The 14,227-nt window shown below is 66.3% G+C and carries 13 protein-coding genes and 1 pseudogene; 7 read left to right on the top strand and 7 right to left on the bottom strand.

The annotated features are described in order from the left end of the window. Window positions 1–26: 26 nt before the first annotated feature. Window positions 27–395 (bottom strand): RNA polymerase-binding protein RbpA, encoded by a 369-nt coding sequence (locus FHX72_RS02765; RefSeq protein WP_068479689.1) that lies wholly within the window; start codon window positions 393–395, stop codon window positions 27–29. Between the two features lie 99 nt (window positions 396–494). Then, entirely contained in the window at window positions 495–1,265 is a 771-nt protein-coding gene (locus FHX72_RS02760) for a glycerophosphodiester phosphodiesterase family protein (protein WP_068479687.1), read from the bottom strand. Between the two features lie 52 nt (window positions 1,266–1,317). Between FHX72_RS02760 and FHX72_RS02755 the strand changes: the two genes are divergently transcribed. Beyond that, the gene (locus FHX72_RS02755) at window positions 1,318–2,094 is read left to right on the top strand and encodes an SDR family oxidoreductase (RefSeq protein WP_183622906.1); all 777 of its coding nucleotides are present in this window, start codon (window positions 1,318–1,320) and stop codon (window positions 2,092–2,094) included. 102 nt (window positions 2,095–2,196) lie between these two features. Here FHX72_RS02755 and FHX72_RS02750 read toward each other — a convergent pair whose 3' ends face one another. Both FHX72_RS02750 and FHX72_RS02745 read right to left on the bottom strand, forming a co-directional pair. After that, complete coding sequence (locus FHX72_RS02750; RefSeq protein ID WP_068479686.1) at window positions 2,197–2,661, bottom strand: SRPBCC family protein; 465 nt, start codon at window positions 2,659–2,661, stop codon at window positions 2,197–2,199. Window positions 2,662–2,681: 20 nt separating this feature from the next. Continuing rightward, window positions 2,682–2,861, bottom strand: a complete 180-nt coding sequence (locus FHX72_RS02745; protein WP_068479684.1) for a hypothetical protein — start codon at window positions 2,859–2,861, stop codon at window positions 2,682–2,684. Between the two features lie 307 nt (window positions 2,862–3,168). Here FHX72_RS02745 and FHX72_RS02740 point away from each other — a divergent pair, with 307 nt between their 5' ends. From FHX72_RS02740 to FHX72_RS02720, 5 genes are all read left to right on the top strand, one after another. Continuing rightward, entirely contained in the window at window positions 3,169–4,038 is an 870-nt protein-coding gene (locus tag FHX72_RS02740; protein WP_183622904.1) for a GyrI-like domain-containing protein, read from the top strand. A gap of 146 nt (window positions 4,039–4,184) precedes the next feature. Next, window positions 4,185–5,234 carry an LLM class flavin-dependent oxidoreductase gene (locus FHX72_RS02735; protein ID WP_183622903.1) on the top strand — a complete coding sequence of 350 codons (1,050 nt, stop codon included), beginning with the start codon at window positions 4,185–4,187 and terminating at the stop codon, window positions 5,232–5,234. Window positions 5,235–5,351: 117 nt separating this feature from the next. Then, a complete protein-coding gene (locus FHX72_RS02730; RefSeq protein WP_183622901.1) occupies window positions 5,352–7,367 on the top strand; it encodes an AarF/UbiB family protein in 2,016 nt (671 codons plus the stop codon). Between the two features lie 93 nt (window positions 7,368–7,460). Further along, window positions 7,461–7,868 (top strand): hypothetical protein, encoded by a 408-nt coding sequence (locus FHX72_RS02725; RefSeq protein WP_183622899.1) that lies wholly within the window; start codon window positions 7,461–7,463, stop codon window positions 7,866–7,868. A gap of 3 nt (window positions 7,869–7,871) precedes the next feature. Beyond that, on the top strand, window positions 7,872–8,813 hold the full coding sequence (locus FHX72_RS02720; protein WP_183622897.1) for a DUF222 domain-containing protein: 942 nt from the start codon (window positions 7,872–7,874) through the stop codon (window positions 8,811–8,813). A 36-nt stretch (window positions 8,814–8,849) separates the two neighbouring features. Here FHX72_RS02720 and FHX72_RS02715 read toward each other — a convergent pair. Then, window positions 8,850–10,101, bottom strand: a pseudogene (locus FHX72_RS02715) (IS3 family transposase). Window positions 10,102–10,222: 121 nt separating this feature from the next. Next, the gene (locus FHX72_RS02710; protein ID WP_183622895.1) at window positions 10,223–11,686 is read right to left on the bottom strand and encodes an amino acid permease; all 1,464 of its coding nucleotides are present in this window, start codon (window positions 11,684–11,686) and stop codon (window positions 10,223–10,225) included. 87 nt (window positions 11,687–11,773) lie between these two features. Between FHX72_RS02710 and FHX72_RS02705 the strand changes: the two genes are divergently transcribed. Further along, window positions 11,774–13,717, top strand: coding sequence for a potassium transporter Kup (locus tag FHX72_RS02705; protein ID WP_082774965.1), 1,944 nt, complete (start codon window positions 11,774–11,776; stop codon window positions 13,715–13,717). Here the strand turns inward: FHX72_RS02705 and FHX72_RS02700 are convergent. Beyond that, window positions 13,714–14,205 carry a hypothetical protein gene (locus FHX72_RS02700; protein ID WP_183622893.1) on the bottom strand — a complete coding sequence of 164 codons (492 nt, stop codon included), beginning with the start codon at window positions 14,203–14,205 and terminating at the stop codon, window positions 13,714–13,716. The genes FHX72_RS02705 and FHX72_RS02700 overlap by 4 nt on opposite strands. Between the last annotated feature and the right edge of the window lie 22 nt (window positions 14,206–14,227).

The following is a 14,227-nucleotide window of genomic DNA, read 5'->3' as shown; positions in this document are numbered from 1 at the left end:
GTCGCTCGCCGAGCGACCTGCGGGGGTCAGACGTCTTTCGCGCCCTTGGTTCCGCGCCGTGAGCGCAGGAACGTGAGTCGCTCCTGAAGGACCTCTTCGAGTTCCTCCCGAGTACGACGCTCGAGCAGCATGTCCCAGTGAGTGCGCTGGTGCTTCTGCTCCGGCGCCTCGTAGGCGACCTGCTCGCCGCCTTCATCCAACAGACGACCCTCGTTGCCGCTCTTCGGCGATGCCCAGACTTCAGGCACCTCCGCTTCAGCGGCAAAGGTGACGGCGAAGCGCTCACCCAGTGTCGTCTCGTACGTTCGCACCTGGCGGTCGACAAGGACAACGCCCTCGTCACTCTGCAGGCTCTGTGCGCCGAGCCGCATTCCGCGCAGACTCCGATCAGCCATTGCTGACCTCCTCTCCTCGTCAGTGCGGTTCTACTTCTATCGTCCCAACGTGCGATTGTGCCGAGGTATTCCCGCGCGTTCCCGCTTTTCCTCGAAAACTCATAGATTTGTGTGACTTCTCACAACCTCGACGGCGAGATCGGCACGGTCGGTGACAAGTCCGTCGACTCCTCGCTCGAGGAGCTCACGCATCGTCGCGGGATCGTTGATCGTCCACACGTGCACCTCGGGCACATGTCGGTGGAACGCACGCAGCCTCGCGGGGGACAGGAGATCGAGCCCGCCGGCCCGTTCGGGGATCTGGACGGCCGAGGCTCCGCGGAGGGCCCGGTGCAGCATCCGCCCAGAGCGGAGGTACATCGCGACAAGTGCCGCAGCGATACCGGGGCTCGCTACGCCACGGGCCGCGTCGGGGAGCAGCCTGGCGGCCCGCCCCAAGCGGAGCGCCGAGAACGAAGTCACGAGCACGCGGGATTCGGCTCCCGTTCGCCTAACGGCTTGCCCGACGGCCGCCACGGCAGCGCCAGACTTCACATCGATGTTGAACCTCGCAGTGGGGAACGCGTCGAGCGCCACGTCGAGCGGAAGCAGCTCGGCGCCAGGAGTCGACCCGGTTGACCTGAGGCCGGCCAGCACTGACATGGGGGAGTCACCGACGAGTCGGGTGCTGCCGTCGAAGCCCTCGAGCGTCTCGTCGTGCCAGAGCACCGCCCGCCCGTCGCTCGAAGCGCGAGCATCGGTCTCGATGTGCGTTGCCCCGGCGTCGATCGCCGCGCGGAACGCCTCCACCGTGTTCTCGGTCGCGCTCAATGCAAGACCCCGGTGAGCGAGGACACGCGGGGGAGCACCGTCAAGGAAGGGGTGAAGCATGCATCCAACGCTAGTGCGCCTGCACCACCTCGCGCCCAATAGAATCGGAGGCATGGCTGAACAGATTCTCAACCCGCTGGCCGCCGGAGCACTCGAAGGCAAGCGCGCGCTTGTCACGGGTTCCTCCCGCGGCATCGGCGCGGACACCGTCAAGTTCCTTGCGCAGGCCGGCGCGAAGGTCGTCGTGAACTACCGCAACAAGGAGGCACGCGCCATCAAGCTGGTCGACGCGATCGCAGCCGATGGCGGCACGGCGATCGCAGTCGGCGCCGACCTCACCGACGAGGCGAGCCGTCAGGAGCTCTTCGCGACCATCGACCGCGAATACGGCGGCCTCGACGTGCTTGTTCTCAACGCATCCGGCGGCATGGAGTCGGGCCTCGGCGAGGACTACGCCCTCAAGCTCAACCGTGACGCGCAGGTCGAGACGCTCAAGGGCGCCCTCGAGCTGATGCGGGACGGCGGCCGAGTGGTGTTCGTCACGAGCCACCAGGCGCACTTCATCCGCACCACGCCAACGATGCCGGAGTACGAGGCCGTCGCCAGCTCAAAGCGGGCCGGCGAAGACGCCCTGCTCGCGCTCGTTCCAGAGCTGAGCGAACGCGGCGTCGAGTTCGTTGTCGTCTCCGGAGACATGATCGAGGGAACCATCACGGCGACTCTGCTGGATCGACTCAACCCCGGCGCGATCGCCGCCCGCCGCGAAGAGGCAGGGAAGCTCTACAACGTGCCGGAGTTCGCCGCAGAGGTGACGAAGGCCGTCGTCGAGCCAGTCCCGACGGACAACCTCCGACTTATCGGCGACACCTCAGGCTTCATCAGCGAGTAGCGACTCGACTCGCCGCATCGCAGCCCCTGAGGCGCAGCAACGACGATGCCCGGACCGCGAGGTCCGGGCATCGTCGTAAGTACGCGTCGCGGGGGAGCGGCGTCAGGAGTGCTTAAGCGAGTTGGTCGCGAGCTTGCGACCCGGGCCATCCTCGAACAGCTCCTGGAGCTGGAGGAGGTGCTCACGCCAGCCGTCGCGATACTTCGCGACGTGGATCTCCGCGTAGTCGCCGCGGGGGAACCCCTGCTCGAGCACTCGGACCTTGCTTTTCTTGTCTTTCTGCTGGACGACGACGAGCACTACGTTGGTCTCGAAGTCGCCCGCCTTCGTCTTCCACGTGAAGTGGAGTTCCTCTGGGGCGTCGATCTTGGTAATGTTTCCCGAGGTGATACGGGGTTTCTTCTTACCGGGACGCAGCGAGCGGGCCGTGATCTTGGCGCCGCGCTTGATCTTGAACTCGGAGTCGGCCCACCAAAGCTCACGGAGATCCTCATCGACGAGGGCCTGCCAGATGAGCTCAGCAGGAGCTTTGATGCGAACGCTGATGTCGATGCTGGGGGTGAACACCGCGCGTGGAGCTTTGGTCGCTACTTGCGGCTCTGGCCCACGAGCTGCCACGGGATGAACAGCGCGAGCGAGTTCAGCAGGATGCCAGCCAGGAACACCAGAAGGCGAAGCGTGTCGCCGTCCACCTGGAAGGCCAGGCCGTAGCACCAGATGCCGGCGCCGAAGATGATGATGCAACCGATGGCAATCAGAACGCTCACGAGTGTCGGCTCCCAGGATCTCTCAGTGATACAACAACGACAAGGTGGCACGAGCCACGAAGTCTGCCACGGCAAGGTACTCACCGTGCACTCACAGCCTACTTGATGACGAGCACCAAACTTGCGCACGCCGAGCCCGGTTCCACTACATCCGATAATGCACATTATGACATTACGAGGTGATTGCCCGCTCCTCCCGGTGGAACTCCGGTCGATTCGCCGCGCCAGCGCGCGATGATCGGATCTGACCACGATGATCGGGTGCGCACGTGCCGCTCCTGCAAGGATCGTTCGCGAAGGACGAACCGTGATCTCGATTCTCAACCGCATCGTCGAGCACATCGACGCGCATCTTGGCGACAGCATCGACATCGGCGAGCTCGCCAGCTCACTCGGCACCACCGAGTACCACGCGCGCCGGATGTTCTCGTCACTGGCGGGCATGCCACTGAGTGACGACATCAGACGGCGCCGCATGACGGTCGCTGCCGCGGATGTGCTTGGCGCTGACGAGTTGCTCGACGTCGCGACGCGGTTCGGCTACGGCTCGACCGAGGCGTTCGGCCGGGCGTTTCGCGCCGTGCATGGCTCGAGTCCCGGCGAGGTCCGCCGCTCAGGTGGCCCCCTCCGCTCACAACCGCACCTCAGGTTCCGCCTGACCGTCGAAGGGAACTCCCCCATGGACACTCGCATCGTCGAACGCCCTGACTTCGCACTCATCGGGCATACGGCCCGCGTCCCGCTCATCCACGTGGGCGCGAACCCGCACATCCAGGCCCATATCGCGGCCCTGCCGGCAGCGGAACACACGAGACTCAAGCAGCTGAGTACCGGCGAACCGAACGGCCTACTCCAGGTGAGCGTGGACGTCGACCCGGATTACGCAGAGGGCACTCCCCTCACGTATCTCCATGGCGTGGCCGTCGGCCAGAACGCCGAGCTTCCCGAGGATCTCGACACCATCAAGGTCGAGGCGGGCACCTGGGCGATCTTTACGGTCGCCGGGAACTACCCCGATGCACTGCAGGGGCTCTGGGCTGCGACGGCGACTGACTGGTTCCCATCGAACCCATGGCGCCTGCGAGTCGGCCCGTCGATAGTCGCAGTCCTCGACCGCTCCCCCGACTTCAGCACGTCGACGTGCGAGCTCTGGCTCCCCGTCGAACGGAGTGCGTAGCACAGAGCCCCAAAGTGCCTTTAGATCTTTGATATCCTCACTGCCGAGCATCGCCCGGAGCATCCCTTTCGTCGTCTTACCGGCGCTTACGCCGCGTGACGAGGGCGACAGGTGGAATGCTGCGGCGGCGGGATGCTGAGGGCATCATGAGCGATTCCGTCACGCAGCCAGTTTCCAGCGCCCCGAAGCGCCTTTCCTTCCTCGCGTTTGTCGAGCACACGAGAGTCTCCTCGGACCACTCTCTCGGGCTCCAGGAAGGGCTCGAGCTCTTCGAGTACGCGGAGGACCTCGGCTATGACACGGGCTACGTGCGTCACCGCCACCTCGAGACCTACCTGTCCTCTCCCTTCACATTCCTCGCTGCGGCAGCGCAACGGGCGCAGCGAATCCGGGTCGGCACAAGCGTCACTCCCCTGCGCTTCGAGCAGCCCGTTCGACTGGCAGAAGACGCCGCGACCCTCGACCTGCTGACCGGGGGTCGGCTCGAGCTCGGCCTCAGCTCCGGGTACGCGGCGACGGAGTCGACGTTCGCGCAGGCCTTCGGCAAGATCGAGGGCGACGACGTGCGCGCCCTGGTCGACGCGCGGCTCGACACCTTCCTCGCAGCAGTCGAGGGCCGGACGATCGCGACGGCCGAGACCGATCTCTCCTTCGCGCAGGCGGGCGCCGAGCTGACGGTGCAGCCACACAGCCCGGGGCTCAGGGACCGCGTCGCGTACGGGGCAGGCGGTGGAACCAGCGCGACGAAAACCGGCAAGCGCGGGCTGCGACTCCAGCTGTCGACACTGAACACGGAGATCGGCGAGCTCGGCTTCGAGGAGACCCAGGCAGGGTACATCCGCTCCTACCGCGACGAGCACGCCAAGGCGAGCGCCGGCACCTCGTTCGCCTCAGTCAGCCGAGCCATCGTGCCCTTCGACACGCCATCCGAGCGCGCCGAGCTCGAGTGGCTGCTCGAGAGAGACGCTGAGCGGGCCGCGAACGTCGGCGGCGGCCCGCTGCCCTTCCAGTTCGGACGGGTGGCGCATGGAACAGGTGAGGAGATCGCCCAAGCGCTTGTCGACGACGCCGGCATCCACGCCGCAGACGAGCTTGTCATCGCGCTCCCCTTCGACTACCCCGCGGAGACGCAGCGGCGCATCCTGCGCCAGTTCGCCGAAGGTGCGGCACCGCACCTGCCCTACCTGAAGCGCTGACGCACGCCGGCGCCGCACCCTCGCAACCGGGGGCGCGGTGCGATGTCCGCGGAGGATGGATTGACCGACGGCGTTGCCGCTAGCCTGGGGCGAGTCCCCCACCCCTTGAGGAGCGCAGTGTTCGCCAATGCCCTGCTGATCGCCGTCGCCATCCTCGCCGCGATCTTGGTCGGCCTCGTGGCCCGTCGAGTGCTCGGAGTCCCGATCGGCTACATCCGGGCCATCATCGTCGGGGCGCTTGTGGTCGTCTCCTCGATCCCGTTTGGCAACTGGATCATTCGAGAGACCGGCGTCGACAGGCTCGAGAACGGCGAGACCAACTACACGGTGGTCGTCGTCGTCGTGCTCCTCGCCGTCTCCTGGATCTTCGCCCTCGGCGTGCTTGTCCTGGTCGCGCTGGAGGCCACGATCCCAACGAGGGCCTTCCCGAATCCCATCGAGTTGGTTCGCTCAGCGATTCGGCGACGCAGCCGCACCAAGCGCTACTTGCAGATCCTCACGATCGCCTCCCGCGACGGCGCCGGCTGGCTCCTGCACGGGCGTCGCACCCCCACGACCGAGGGACGCACGACCTCGCAGCAGCGAGCGGATGCTCTTGTCACCACCATCAACCACGCGGGCGTCACCTTCGTGAAGCTCGGCCAGGTGCTCTCGACGAGGCGCGATCTCGTCCCAGAGCCCTACCTTTCAGCGCTCGCGCAACTGCAGTCAAATGCCACGACGGTGCCGTGGCCTGAGATCGAGGCGGTGCTGAAGAGCGAGCTTGGCGTGCCACTCGACACGATCTTCGGCGAGATCGACTCCACTCCCCTGGCGGCCGCGTCCGTCGCGCAGGTGCACCGGGCGCGCCTTGTCGACGGAACACCGGTGGTCGTGAAGGTGCAACGACCGGATGCCCGCGCCCAGGTCGAAGCTGACGTCGACATCATCGGACGCCTCGCGGACCGTGCCGAGACCCACACAGCGCTCGGCAGGGAGATGCGCCTCTCCGCCATGGCCGCCGGCTTCACGACCACGCTCGAGGAGGAGCTCGACTACCGGGTCGAGGCCCGGAACGTGCACATGATCGAGAGCACGATGCGCGACATCCACGCAGGCTCCCCCGAGCTCCAGGAGATCGCGATCCCGGCCGTCTACTCCGACGCCAGCACCCGCCGGGTCCTCACGATGGATGTGATGGACGGCACCCCGCTGAGCTCCGCGGGTGACCGCCTCGAGACGCTGGGCGCAGAGGCGAGGCACCAGCTCTCCCAAACGCTCATGGAAACCGTGATCGAGCAGATCCTCGTGTACGGGGTCTTCCACGCCGACCTCCACCCTGGGAATGTGTTCATTCGGGACGACGGGACACTCGGGCTGATCGACTTCGGGGCGATCGGGATCGTGCAACGGAGCCAGCGTGAGCACCTCGCGGCGTTCCTGCTCTCGGCAGCGAGCGACGATGACGTTTCCGCCGCAGATGCGTTGCTGCTCATCGTCGACGCCCCAGAGGACCTCGACGTCGATGCGTTCCGTCACGACATCGGGATCGCCCTGACCTCCGTGCAGCACTGGCCGCGCGGCGAGGGATCGATCTTCACGATGATGCTCGACGTCATCCGCAAGCACCACCTAGCGCTCCCCTCGACGCTCGCATCAGCATTCCGCAGCTTCGCGACGCTCGAGGGCTGCCTGCGCGTCATCGAGCCAGACTTCGACTTCGTGCAGCGCGCGCTTCCGTTCGTGCCGAAGCTCCTCAAACAGCTGCTCGCGCTCAAGCGGGTTGTGGGCACCGCGCAGGCGAAGGCCGCCGTCGCCGCCGCGTACGCGGCCCGCATGCCCAACCGCATCGACACGATCGTCTCCAAGCTCGAAGACGGAGAGCTCAGCGTTCGGGTCAGCCCCTTCTCCGATCGCCAGGACCGCAGCTGGTTGGGAGGACTCGTGAGCCGGGGCATCGATACGGCCGTCGCACTGACCGCGGTCATCCTCGCGATCGTCCTGGTTGTCGCAGGCGGCGGGCCGACACTCGCCCCTGGCCTGCAGCTGTTCAACCTGCTCGGCGCTGTCATCGGCTTGCTCGGGTTCTTCGGGATCCTGCGCGCGATGCTTCGCTCGATCGTCGGGGCGAGGGGCCAGTCACTGACCGACTAGCGCTGCGGAGAGGACGCGCCTGCGCATCTGGGTTTTTCTTGGCTTGCTGCGACGTGGACGTGGATTGTCGGTGGTCCGGTCCAAGCTGTGGTCATGAACGACTTCGACGACGATGGTGAACCGCTGAAGGTTTTGGGGCTTGATCCTCACGACCCGGCGTCGGTCGTGGTGTGGCGAGAGTTCCTGTTGGATTGGGATGCGCATCTTGCGGTGATGGCGGCTGCGGTCGCGGCCGATCAGGTGCGGGTGCGGGCGAAGTTGGCTGAGATGGCGTCGGTGCTGGATGCGTTGGAGGGCACCACCGACCACGCCATGCATGTGCAGTCGGTCGCGGCGGAGGTCGCGTTGATCGAGCAGATCGGGCAGTCGGCGGCGGAGGGCGCGTTGTCGGACGCGGGGATCGCGGTGCGCGAGTTCCCCGGCCTCGTCGATGCGCTTGGCGAGGGGAAGCTCAGCGAGGAGCAGCTGCGGGTCCTCACGGGGGCTGGCTTGTCGGTGTGACACGTGGATGCGGTGGAGCAGTCCGCGCGGCGGGGCGAGTTCGTGCGGGTCATGCTCGCCGAGCTCGATTCACGAGTGTTGCCGCCGAAAGCGCTGCGCATGGCCGCGGCCCGGGTCGCGGAGTCACTGACCGAGGAGTCCGTGTCGGAGCGACACGAGCGTGCCCGAAAGACGAGGTACGTGTCGGTGACGGCCACCGAGAATGGCATGTGCTTGTTGCGCGCTCGGCTGCCACTGATCGAGGGGAAAGCGATCGCGGATCGGTTACGGAAGCAGGGGAAAGCGCTCGTCACGGCGCGCCCGAAACCCGCGAACGCGAAGCCCACCGGAACGAGCGCGACGAGCCGTCCGTGCGGGCCAGGTGCGGATGACGTTGCCGATGCAGAGGCAGAGGCAGAGGCAGACGCGCCGGATGAGCGCACCATGGACGAGGTCAAGGCTGACCTGTTCGCGGACATGCTCCTCACCTCCGACCCGATGTCCTGCGCCGCGGCGGCCGGTATCCAAGCGAGCGTGCAGTTCACGATCCCGATCCTCACCGCTCTCACCAAACTCGGCGGCAGCGGGGCCGGGTCGTCTGCTTCGGCGAGCCGTGTTGGTGGCGCAACCCGCCTCACCCCAGCACCGGCACTGCTCGATGGCATGATCCCGATCCCGCTCGAGGACGCGATCCGCCTCGCCGGCACCGCAACCTCCTTCGTGCGAATCCTCACCCACCCCATCACCGGCACCGTCGAAGCCGTCGACACCTACCGACCCACCGCAGCCATGCGCGCCTACCTGACCGCCCGCGACATCCACTGCCGCTGGCCCGGCTGCCGACAACCCGCCGCCACATGCGACCTCGACCACACCCACGCCTGGGAACACGACGGCACCACCACCCTCGAAAACCTCTGCGGCCTGAGGCTGTCGCACGAATCCGGCCATGAGTTCGCACCCTGACTCGCCCCGGCATGTCCGGAGAGCTGTTTGCTGGTGTCAGCCGGCTCTTTCAACCGGTTCGTTGCGAGCGTAGTCGAGTTGCTCGACCTCGAGGGGTGTGAGGTCGTCGATGGAGCCGTGGGTGCGTTCGGTGGTGAACCAGAGCACCCAGGATGCGGTCGCCGCCTCGACCTGATCGACGTCACGCCAGGGACCTTGGTGGTGGATGAGTTCGGACTTGTAGAGCCCGATCTGCGATTCCGCGAGAGAGTTGTCGTAGGCGTCGCCGACGGATCCGACGGACGGGTCGATGCCTTCGTCGACGAGCCGGTCGGTGAAGGCGATTGACGTGTAGTCGCTGCCCGCGTCGGTGTGATGCGTGAGCCCCGCGAACCCGGTGATGCCTTCGCGGCGGCGGGTGAAGAGAGCCATGTCGAGGCAGTCGAGCACGAGCGGTGTGGTCATGCTCGTCGCGGCGCGCCAGCCGATGATGCGGCGGGAGTGCGCGTCGAAGACGAACGCGACGTAGACCGATCCAGACCACGTCCACACGTATGTGAAGTCCGCGACCCAGAGCTGGTTCGTGCGGAACCGGGCGAAGTGTCGGTCGACGAGGTCCGCGGGGCGGGTCTCGCGCGGATCCGTGTCGACGGGACGCTTCCGCTTCCCGCGGAGCACGCCGGCGATCCCAAGCTCACGCATGAGGCGCTCGACCGTGCAGCGCGCGATGTCGTGACCGTCACGGCGGAGCCGCAACCAGAGCTTTCGGGCCCCGAGCACCTTGCGGTGCGCCTGCCACGCCGCCAGGATGATCGGCTTCCACCGCTCATCCGACACGGCCTGGGATGACGGTCCGCGCCCGCGGGCGTCGTAGTAGGTCGATGGGGCGATCTTCACGCCGTGCTGGGTGAGCACAGCGAGATCGACTCGACACCCCATCGGAGCCCGCCCTCGGTGCGGTCCTTGTGTTCGTCGATGAAGGCGACTATCGCTTGTGTGGCCGGTCGAGTTCGGCCGCGAAGAAAGCTGAAGCCGCCTTCAAGATCTCGTTCGCCCGCCGCAGCTCGGCGTTCTCCCGCTTCAGGCGCTTGATCTCCACCGCCGCGTCAGTCGTCACACCGGGCCGGTCTCCCGCGTCGACCTGCTCCCGACGGATCCAGGTGCGAATCGTTTCCGGCGACCCGATGCCGAGCATCTGCGCGACCGCGGTCATCGCCTGATACTCGCTCGGATAATCGGCCCGCACCTCGACGACCATACGGACAGCGCGCTCACGAAGCTCGCGCGGATACTTACTGGGACGTCCCATAAGACAGATCCTTCCAAGGAATCCTGTCTCCGGACACACCGGGGCGAGTCACCCAAGTCTTGGACCAGGAGGAGTCTGCGTTACATTTCGCCCACGCCTAATCCAAAACCCCGCCTGAGCTCTAGGAATGCTCTACGCGCTCCACGAGCTCGTCGAGCTCCTCCGCCTCGCGGCGCGCAACGCGTTTGCTGATGACGAAGCGCCACATGAGTCCGAGGCCGATGAACCAGAACGGCAGAACGATGAGGCCAGCTCTGGTGTCCTCCCCCATGAAGAGCGCGTAGAGGATGAAGGCGAAGAACGCCAGAATCACCCACGGCATGAAACGCCCGCCGGGCATCTTGAACTTCGAAGCCTCGTGGAGCTCCGGACGCTTCTTCCTGAACATGATGTAGCTGACGAGGATGATCGTCCAAGTCGCGATGAAGTTGAGCGAGCTCACGGAGGTCACCACCGTGAAGGCCGCCATCACGTTGTCGCCGAGAGCGAGCACCGGCAACGCGGCGAAGAGGAACGCGGTCGTGAAGAACACGCCCTGAGTCGGGACGCCGCGCGAGTTCAGAAGGCCGAACCGCCTCGTCGCCTGACCGTCCTTCGCGAGGCCGTAGAGCATCCGCGTCGACGAGTAGAAGCCGGAGTTTGCGCTCGACGCAGCCGAGGTGAGCACGACCAGGTTCACGACGATCGCCGCGGCAGGGAAGCCGATGAGCTCGAACATTGACGTGAAGGGGCTCACGCCAGGCTGGATCTGGTCCCACGGCGTGACCGACATGATGATGACCAGCGCGCCGACGTAGAAGACAAGAATGCGCACAACTACGGAGTTGATGGCCTTCGGCAGGTTCTTCTCCGGGTCCTCCGCCTCCGCCGACGCAGTACCGACGAGCTCGATGCCCACGAACGCGAACACGCCCATCTGGAAGCCCAAGATGAACCCGCTGATCCCGAACGGGAACATTCCGCCGTGATCCCAGAGGTGCGAAACCGACGCCGTCACGCCATCCGCACTCGTGAAGCCGGTCACGAGCAGGACGATGCCAACGGCGATGAGCGCGAGGATCGCGACGACCTTGATGATGGCGAACCAGAACTCCGTCTCGCCGAAGGCCTTGACCGGTTGCAAGTTGAGCAGCAGCAGGCCGATCGCCGTGGCGATCGCCGGCGCCCAGGCGGGGATCTCGTCGTTGAAGAACGCGACGTAGCCGGTGATGGCGACGATGTCGGCGATGACCGTGATGACCCAGGCCAGCCAGTACGTCCAGGCGACCACGTAGCCAGCCCACGGGCCGATCAGGTCGGCCGCGACGTCGCCGAACGTCTTGTGGCCGAGGTTCGAGAGCAGCAACTCCCCCAGCGCGCGCATGACGAAGAACAGCGCCAACCCGACAATCGCGTACACGAAGATGATCGACGGCCCAGCCAGGCTGATCGTCGTGCCTGACCCGAGGAAGAGGCCGGTGCCGATCGCGCCGCCGATGGCAAGCAGCTGCAGATGCCGCGCCTTCAGCCCACGGCGCAGCCCGGCGTGCCCTGCCCCCTCGCCCTGCGGATGCTGCGCTTCGGTCTGGACTGAACTGCTGGTCACCGGAACCCCCTCGATACTGCTCGATGCCGAACCCACGAATTCTAGTAGCGGCGCGGGACGGTCGAGAACCGGGTCTACATTGGTCGCATGCACGATCTGCGCACCGCGCGACCCGAGGTTGCCGCCGCCTCCCACACCCGAACGAGCGGCACCCTCCTGGCCCGGACAGCCGTCGGCGTCGCCGCCATCGGCATCGTCTTCGGCGACATCGGCACGAGCCCCCTCTACGCGCTGCGGGCCGTGTTCTCCGAGCACGACGGCATCGTTCAGCCGAGCACCTCGCACGTCTACGGGCTGATCTCGCTCATCATCTGGGCAGTCACCCTGCTCGTGACCGTCAAGTACGTGCTGTTTGTGCTGCGCGCCGACCACGAGGGTGAGGGTGGCATCCTGGCGCTCTCCACGCTCATCGGGCGCCGCCTCCGCGGATCGAGGCGGGCCATGGCGGCCACGACGCTCGTCGGCATCATCGGCGCGGCCCTGTTCTTCGGAGACAGCGTCATCACGCCAGCCGTCTCCGTGCTCTCCGCGGTCGAGGGACTCGAGATCGCACTACCTGGCACCGAGGCGCTTGTTGTGCCGATCGCTCTCGCCGTGCTTGTTGGGCTGTTTGCCCTTCAGCGCTTCGGCACGGCCGGCATCGGCCGCCTCTTCGGCCCGATCATGCTGATCTGGTTCGTCACCCTCGCCCTCCTCGGCGTGCCTCACATCCTCGCGCATCCCGAGATACTCGCCGCGTTCTCCCCGCACCACGCGATCGGCTTCATCATCGGCGAGCCGCTCATCGCGGGAGTTGCCCTCGGTGCAGTGGTGCTTGCCGTGACCGGTGCGGAAGCCCTCTATGCCGACCTCGGCCACTTCGGCCGCTCCCCCATCTCGAAAGCCTGGCTGTTCGTCGTCTTCCCAGCACTGACGATCTGCTACCTGGGGCAAGGGGCGCTTGTCATCGAGGATCCGTCGGCCATCGACAACCCCTTCTTCCGGATGGCACCGACCTGGGCGGTGCTGCCCCTCATCGTCCTCGCAACACTCGCCACCGTTATCGCCTCACAATCGGTCATCTCAGGCACCTTCTCGGTCGCGAGGCAGGCCATGCGGCTCGGCTTCCTCCCCAACCTCAGCGTCAAGCACACCTCCCGCGCCGCCATCGGCCAGATCTACATCCCCGTCGTCTCGACGCTCCTCCTGGTCTTGATCATCGGTGTGGTCCTCGGATTCCGGAACTCGGAGAACCTCGCCGCGGCCTACGGCCTCGCGGTGACGACAACGTTCCTCCTCACGTCGTCGCTCTTCATCGTGTACCTGCGCATCGTGTGGGAGTGGCCCTGGTACCGAGTCCTCCTCGTGACCGTTCCGATTGTCCTGCTCGAACTCGCCTTCTTCGTCTCCGGTCTCGTAAAGTTCTTCGCGGGCGGCTGGCTGCCCCTTGTTCTCGCGGCGGCCCTCATCCTCACGATGCTCACGTGGCGACGTGGGCGCGAGATCGTCACGGGCAGGCGCGAGCGGCTTGAGGGGACGCTGCAGGAACTCATGAAGCGACTCCTGTCGGACGAGCCGACGCGCGTTCCGGGCTGGGCCGTCTACCCGCACGGGGGCGCACGCACTGCGCCTCTGGCGCTTCGCCTCAACACGAGGGTCAACCACGCACTGCACGAGCACGTACTGCTGGTGCGTGTCGCGACGGCCGACGTGCCGCACATCCCCGAACGCAAGCGGTGCGGGATCGACGACATCGGACCAGCCCCCGAGGGGCTCGTCCACATCACGTTGACCTACGGCTTCCTCGACCGGCGGGATGTGCCGCTCTCGCTCCGGGATGCGCGGCTCGCGGGCACGGTTTCGCAGTTCGACAACGAGAGCGCCATCTTCTTCCTCTCCCGGATAGCCCTCCGACCGGGTCACGCAAGCGGAATGGCGACGTGGCGAGCCAAGTTGTTTGTGCTCATGTCGCGCGGGGCCTCGTCTCCGGCCGCGCAGTTCGGGCTTCCGCCAGAGCAGACCGTTGAGATCTCCCCGCAGGTACTGCTCTAGCCGCGTTCGGCCTCGGCGCGCGCGAACCCCGTCAGGTACGCGGGCACCAGCACCGACGCCGTGAACAGCAGCGTGAGCACGAAGGTGCAGGTCAAGACCGTGAGCAGGTCGTAGGCTCCCCCGGAGATCCAGAAGCTGCAGAACGTGGCACCAGCCGCGGCGAGGATGGAGTGCCCGAGCGCGAGCGGCAGAATCCGCCTGCGCGTGTAGAGGCGAAGACCTGTCGACACGCCACGTTCCGCGGCGAGCGCCGCGACGGCCCCGAGGATGCACAGCACGAGCATCGCGATCCAGCCGAGAAGCATCTGGAGGAACCCGCGGTCGTCGAGCTGCACTCGGCCGGCTTCGGTGAGGAGCGCGAAGCCGAAGAACGCGACGAGGCCAACCACCAGCAGCGTCGGGACGAGTCGACCAAGCACCTCGCGCTGGTCCGGTCGGAACGCTGCGAGGGAAATCGACGGGGAATCATCTTCACGGGCGGCGCTCACGCCGGTCAGTGTAGCCGCCGGA

The organism is Pseudoclavibacter helvolus (assembly GCF_014191305.1).
GTDB classification, from domain to species: Bacteria; Actinomycetota; Actinomycetes; order Actinomycetales; family Microbacteriaceae; genus Pseudoclavibacter; species Pseudoclavibacter helvolus.
This window is presented reverse-complemented; position numbering and strand designations above follow the sequence as displayed.